The sequence below is a fragment of the Streptococcus sp. UBA3373 genome (genome assembly GCF_002360305.1).
GTDB lineage: Bacteria > Bacillota > Bacilli > Lactobacillales > Streptococcaceae > Streptococcus > Streptococcus alactolyticus.
On the sequence record NZ_DEQF01000005.1, the window covers coordinates 1,914 to 8,839 of the forward strand.

General features: G+C 42.8%; 5 protein-coding genes and 1 tRNA gene (1 of these 6 only partly in view). 1 reads left to right on the top strand and 5 read right to left on the bottom strand.

Annotated features, from left to right (window positions below; all coding sequences use genetic code 11):
- From B3R79_RS01080 to parE, 5 genes are all read right to left on the bottom strand, one after another.
- Positions 1 to 46 (bottom strand) — tRNA-Tyr (locus B3R79_RS01080); it reaches 29 nt to the left of the window's first position.
- Between the two features lie 61 nt (positions 47 to 107).
- On the bottom strand, positions 108 to 338 hold the full coding sequence (locus B3R79_RS01085) for a DUF2969 domain-containing protein (RefSeq protein ID WP_154455162.1): 231 nt from the start codon (positions 336 to 338) through the stop codon (positions 108 to 110).
- Positions 339 to 410: 72 nt separating this feature from the next.
- Positions 411 to 1,433, bottom strand: coding sequence for a branched-chain amino acid aminotransferase (locus B3R79_RS01090; RefSeq protein WP_154455161.1), 1,023 nt, complete (start codon positions 1,431 to 1,433; stop codon positions 411 to 413).
- Positions 1,434 to 1,557: 124 nt separating this feature from the next.
- Positions 1,558 to 4,023: a DNA topoisomerase IV subunit A gene (gene parC, locus B3R79_RS01095; protein ID WP_293693193.1), complete on the bottom strand. Its 2,466-nt coding sequence runs from the start codon at positions 4,021 to 4,023 to the stop codon at positions 1,558 to 1,560.
- A 40-nt stretch (positions 4,024 to 4,063) separates the two neighbouring features.
- Positions 4,064 to 6,019, bottom strand: coding sequence for a DNA topoisomerase IV subunit B (gene parE / locus B3R79_RS01100; RefSeq protein WP_154455159.1), 1,956 nt, complete (start codon positions 6,017 to 6,019; stop codon positions 4,064 to 4,066).
- Positions 6,020 to 6,205: 186 nt separating this feature from the next.
- On the opposite strand from parE, the gene plsY reads away from it, so the two are divergent.
- Positions 6,206 to 6,844, top strand: a complete 639-nt coding sequence (gene plsY, locus B3R79_RS01105; protein ID WP_293693194.1) for a glycerol-3-phosphate 1-O-acyltransferase PlsY — start codon at positions 6,206 to 6,208, stop codon at positions 6,842 to 6,844.
- The last annotated feature ends 82 nt before the right edge of the window (positions 6,845 to 6,926 follow it).

The window sequence follows — 6,926 nt, forward strand, 5'->3', positions numbered from 1 at the left end:
GAGCGGATTTACAGTCCGCCGCGTTTAGCCTCTTCGCTACCCTTCCGTTACAACAAAAACTATTTTAACATAGTTTTTGTTTCGATGCAAGTAGTTTTCACTTCTTTTTAACGATTAAGATTATAATTTTCAATCGTGCTTTCAATGGCTTGTTCTAAATTTTTGAAAAAGGCTTTAACTTCGCCGTTTTCAACGACTGCAAAACGGTTCTCCAACTCAGCAATTTCACCAATTGTTTTTTTACCTGTTTGCAAGGCATATCCGTCAACCTTGGCATTATTAATAGTGACCTTGCTATCTGACAATTGCAATTCAATTTTTTTATCTTTTTTACTCATTCTCTCACCTCGCTCTACCCATTTTACCGAAAAAATAGGAAGCTGGCAAGGGCAAGCTTCCTGATTCCTGCTTTAATCTACTTTGACAATCCATCCTTCTGGAGCTTCCACATCTCCAAATTGAATACCGACTAATTCATCGTATAACTGACGAGTGACGGGACCAACTTCTGTTTCACTGTAAAAGACGTGGAAATCATCACCATGCTGAACACCACCAATTGGGGAAATAACAGCGGCAGTTCCACAGGCTCCTGCTTCTACAAACTTATCCAATTCATCCAATTTGACATCGCCTTGAATGGCTGTCATACCAAAGCGATTTTCTGCTAAATAAAGAAGCGAATATTTTGTAATTGACGGTAGGATTGATGGGCTAAGAGGAGTAATGAATTCATTGTCTGCTGTAATACCGAAGAAGTTAGCTGACCCCACTTCTTCGATTTTGGTATGAGTGGCAGGGTCTAAGTAAATCACATCTGAAAATTGGCGTTCGTGGGCAATTTTTCCTGGCAGAAGGCTAGACGCGTAGTTTCCACCAACCTTGGCTGCTCCTGTGCCGTGTGGTGCTGCACGGTCGTATTCGTCTTGAATGAGGAAATTGGTTGGCACCAAGCCACCCTTAAAATAATTTCCCACTGGCATAGCAAAAATAGTGAAAATATACTCATCGGCTGGATGTACCCCAATCACATCACCAACCCCAATTAAGAGAGGGCGAATGTAAAGAGTCGCTCCTGTGCCGTATGGTGGCACATAGTCTTCGTTAGCACGTACGACTTGTTTGACGGCATCGATGAACTTATCCGTTGGAACTTGTGGCATCAACAAGCGGTCAGCAGTACGTTGCAAACGTTCAGCGTTCATATTAGGACGGAACAATTGAATAGAGCCATCTTTGGTGCGGTAGGCTTTCAAACCTTCAAAAGCCTGCTGCCCATAGTGAAGAGCTGTTGAGGCTTCTGATACGTGCAAAACAGCGTCTTCTGTTAATTGCCCATCGTCCCATTTGCCGTCTTTATAATACGAAATGTAGCGAAATGGTAGTTTATGGTATTCAAATCCTAAGTTTTCCCAATCGAAATCTACTGTCATAATAAATCCTCTTTCCTGACTTTTATCCTATTGTACGCTTTTTTTATCATTTTTCAAGTGTTTTTTGTAAAATTCTGAAAATTTTGACTAACTAAAAAATCAGGAAAACTCCTGATTTTTACATCTATTTGACCGTGGCACTGAAAATGCCTTCGTCCGAGATGGTGTCTGAAATGAAAGCGCCGTTACTTGTGCGTTCAGACAGACTCAAATCTGCCAAAATCACTTGATAAACCGTTCCGTTGTTCGAATGCACTTCTAAGGTTTGACTAGCATGGTCGAGATTTTCCTCTGGTGCTGTCGTGAACAAATCAAGCGACTCGTCTTGTTGCTCATCGTAAACAGGACCAGCAAGCAAGATGCGATGTGGCTTGGTTTTTAATTCGCGTAAGACGAGCAAACCACGGTTGGCACGATTGGTCAATGGAATCACGTCGGTTTCCATGCGTTTCACACTACCACGTTGGGTCAAAATGAACACACTGTCAGTATTTGCGATAAAAACCGAAACAACGACGTCATCATCTTTGAGGTTGATGGCCTTGACACCTGCTGCTTTCGGGCCAACAACTGGCACTTCTTCGATGTTAAATCGCAGAGCGTAGCCATTTTGCGTTAGAAGCATCACATTATCAAGGGCTATCGGTGAAATGGCAATCACTTGGTCCTCTTCGCTCTTCAATTTGGCGAATTTGATGGCTTTTGATTTGTAGGTACGCCATGGCGTCAATTCCTTACGTTCAAAGCGTTTGATTTGCCCCATTTTAGTCGCTGCAAAATACGTTTGTGTGCCAAAATCATCGACAATTTCTGCATGAAGCACCACTTCATTGGCTGCAAAATTAGTAATGGTTTGTGACAAATGTTCACCGATGTCTTTCCAACGAATATCGGTTAATTCGTGAACAGGGCGGTAAATCACATTACCTAAATTGGTGAAGATAAGGAGCTGCTGCGTGGTTTTGGCAGGTGCCACAAAAATCAATTCATCATCGTCACGTTTGCCGACTTCCTCAACCGTTGAGGCATTATAAGAACGCGGGCTGGTACGCTTGATGTAGCCACCTTTTGTCACGCTGACATAAGTATCTTCTTCCACAATCAAGCTGGTCACATCGATTTCAATCGTTTCTGCTTGTGCTTGTAATTCCGTCAAGCGTGGTGTGGCAAATTTTTTCTTGACTTCGCGCAATTCGCGTTTCATGACATTGTACATGGTACGTTCATCTGCAATAATAGCCTCTAAAACAGTGATTTGTTGACGTAGGTCAGCTTCTTCTTCCTGCAAGGTAACAATGTCCGTATTGGTCAAACGGTACAATTGCAAGGTAACAATGGCTTCTGCCTGTTCTTCTGAGAAATCGTAGCTGACTTTTAGATTTTCTTTGGCATCTGCTTTATTTTCAGACGCACGAATAAGAGCAATCACCTCATCCAGAATGGAAATAACGCGAATCAAACCTTCCACGATGTGGAGGCGTTTTTCTGCTTTGGCCTTATCAAACTTTGAACGCGCTACGATAATATCCTTACGATGGGCAATGTAGCTGGTCAACATCTGAATAAGCCCAACCTGACGAGGGGTGTAGTGATCAATAGCCACCATGTTGAAGTTATAATTGACCTGCAAATCCGTGTATTTCAACAAGTAATTGAGAATGGTTTGCTTGTCTGCATCTTTTTTCAATTCGATAGCAATACGCAAACCGTCACGGTCTGATTCGTCACGGACTTCAGCGATGCCTGGCACTTTATTGTTGACACGAACATCGTCGATTTTTTTGACAAGAACAGCCTTATTGACTTCGTAAGGAATTTCCGTCACAACAATTTGTTTCTTGCCACCCTTGAGGTCTTCGACTGCTGTACGTGATCGAACAACCACGCGCCCTTTACCGGTTTCATAAGCTTTTCGGATACCATCTTCGCCTTGAATAATCGCACCTGTCGGAAAATCAGGTCCTGGCAAGAAGGTCATCAACTTATCCAAGTTGGCATTTGGATGATCAATGAGATAAACCACAGCATCAATGACTTCAGCCAGATTATGCGGCGGAATATCCGTTGCATAACCCGCAGAAATCCCTGTGGCACCATTGACCAATAAATTTGGAAAGGCTGCAGGTAAAACCGTTGGTTCTTTTTCGGTATCGTCAAAATTCCAAGCAAATGGAACCGTCTTTTTCTCGATATCATTCAAAAGATAGCCAGCAATTTCTGACAAACGTGCCTCAGTATAACGCATGGCAGCAGGTGGATCACCATCCATTGACCCGTTATTTCCGTGCATTTCAATCAATGTAGCACGGTTTTTCCAATCTTGGCTCATCCGCACCATAGCGTCATAAATGGAAATATCCCCGTGCGGATGGAAATTCCCCATGACGTTACCAACTGACTTGGCTGATTTACGAAATCCTTTATCAAAAGTATTGCCGTCCTTATTCATAGAATACAAAATACGGCGCTGAACGGGTTTCAAACCATCACGAATGTCTGGCAAGGCCCGCTCTTGAATAATATATTTGGAGTATCGTCCAAAACGATCTCCCATAATGTCTTCTAAAGACATATTTTGAACATTTGACATAATCCTTTGTCCTTAATTTTTGCTAATTTAGTTTTTAGCATTACTTGCTAAAAGCGGTGTTTTCTTCCAAGGTGAAGGTGACATTGTCCTCAATCCATTTACGACGTGGTTCTACCTTATCCCCCATCAACACATTCACACGGCGTTCGGCACGCGCCAAATCATCAATGGTCACACGAATCAAGGTCCGTGTTTCAGGGTTCATAGTGGTTTCCCAAAGCTGATCAGCATTCATTTCACCCAAACCTTTGTAACGTTGGAGTTGAGCACCTTTTCCAAAACGCTGACGCAATTCTTCTAATTCACCATCGGTCCAAGCATAAGCCACTTCCTCTTTCTTGCCCTTGCCTTTTGACATTTTGTAAAGCGGTGGCAGAGCGATATAAACGTGGCCTGCCTCAACCAAAGGGCGCATATAACGGTAAAAGAAGGTCAACAAGAGCGTCTGAATGTGAGCACCGTCTGTATCCGCATCGGTCATGATGATAATCTTGTCATAATTAGAATTATCAACGTTAAATTCTGCGCCAACGCCTGCACCAATCGTGTAAATCATGGTATTGATTTCTTCATTTTTGACGATATCTGACATCTTGGCTTTTGCTGTATTAAGCACCTTACCACGTAAAGGCAAAATGGCTTGGAACTTGCGGTCACGCCCTTGTTTGGCAGAACCACCAGCAGAATCTCCTTCGACCAAGTAAAGTTCGTTTTTCTTAGGATTTTTAGACTGGGCTGGGGTTAATTTCCCTGAAAGCAAGCCCTTGTCTTTCTTGCTCTTCTTGCCATTTCGCGATTCGTCACGCGCCTTACGAGCTGCCTCTCTAGCATCACGCGCCTTGATAGCTTTTCGAACCAAGTTGGCTGCGATTTCGCCATTTTCCAACAGGAAGTAGGTCAATTTCTCAGAAACAATGCTATCCACAATCGGACGTGCAAGAGGGCTTCCCAGCTTATCCTTGGTTTGCCCTTCAAACTGCAAATATTCTTCAGGGACGAGGATAGATAAGACCGCAGACAAGCCTTCACGGTAATCTGAGCCTTCCAAGTTCTTGTCTTTTTCCTTGAGCAAGCCAGACTTACGAGCATAGTCATTCATAGCCTTAGTAATAGCTGATTTTAGCCCTGTTTCATGCGTTCCACCATCTTTGGTGCGAACATTATTCACAAATGACAAAATGTTGTCTGAAAAGCCATCGTTGTACTGAAGAGCCACTTCCACTTGAAAATCTTGGTCAGCTCCCTGCACAAAAATAACAGGTGTCAAGGTTTCCTTGTCTTCATTGAGGTACTCAACAAAGTCCTGCACCCCATTTTCGTAATGGAAAGCGAGGTGTTCTGGTTCTTCCAAACGATTGTCGGTCAAAGTCAAGGTGACATTTTTTAGCAAGAAGGCCGATTCTTTCAAGCGTTCCGCAATGGTATTGAATTTAAAATCAATGGTTGAAAAAATCGTCGCATCAGGCATGAAAGTTACGGTTGTCCCTGATTGTGACTTGGGAGCTGTTCCGACCTTTTGAAGTGTGGTCACAGGTTTTCCGCCATTTTCAAAACGCTGCTTGTAAACCACACCGTCACGCGTAATCTCAACCTCAAGCCAGCTAGAAAGGGCATTAACCACTGAAGACCCCACACCGTGCAAGCCACCAGACGTTTTGTAACCGCCTTGACCAAATTTCCCACCTGCGTGGAGAACGGTGAAAATAACCTCAACAGTCGGAATACCCATAGCGTGCTGACCTGTCGGCATCCCGCGCCCCTGGTCCTTAACCGTTACACTACCGTCGGCGTTGATAATCACATCAATCTGATTACCAAAACCAGATAAGGCCTCATCGACAGCATTATCGACAATTTCCCAAACCAAGTGGTGCAAACCTGTTGCATCTGTTGAGCCGATGTACATCCCTGGACGTTTACGGACAGCATCCAACCCTTCTAACACTTGAATCGCATCATCATTATAATTATTTACGTTAATTTCTTTTTTAGCCAAAAGTGACCTCCAAATTGTTCATCTTTCTTATCTTACAAGTTTTTTGACATTTTTGCAAAAAAAATTGAAAATCCCCCAGTATAACGCTATCTTTTTAAGCTTTAACCCCTCTATCTTTTCTTAAAATCGCATGACTTTTTAAGATCTCTTTGCCCTATTGTTCCTCGACTGTGTTATAATAGGCCTATGAACATTTTAGTTTTGATTATCATCGCTTATTTATTGGGGTCTATTCCGACAGGTTTATGGATTGGGCAGTGGTTTTACCATACCAACCTCAGAGAACACGGCAGTGGCAACACAGGAACAACCAATACCTTTCGTGTTTTGGGAGCTAGAGCAGGTGTCATCACCTTTTTGATTGATATGTTAAAAGGAACCCTTGCAACGCTATTGCCTCATCTATTGGGTGTAACTAGCGTATCGCCTCTAGTTATCGGGCTATTTGCCATTATCGGACACACCTTTCCTATTTTTGCTGGGTTTAAGGGTGGAAAAGCCGTGGCAACCAGCGCAGGTGTGCTTTTAGGATTTGCACCACTCTTTCTCCTTTACTTGTTTGTCGTCTTTGTCATCACGCTTTACCTTTTCAGCATGATTTCATTATCAAGTGTGGTGTCAGCAGTTGTGGCTATGGTTAGTGTTTTGGTTTTTCCCGCCTTTCACATTATCCTACCACATTATGACTGGCTATTTACAAGTATCATCATCGTAATGGCAACCATCATCATTGTGCGACATCGTGACAATATCACTCGTATCCGAAAACACCAAGAAAACCTTATTTCTTGGGGGCTAAATTTAAGCAAACAAAAAGTGGACTAGAACACTCTAGTTCGCTTTTCTGACAAATTATTTTATAAGGTATTATCATGAAATATTTTATTACCCGTGGTGCTAGTTGAAA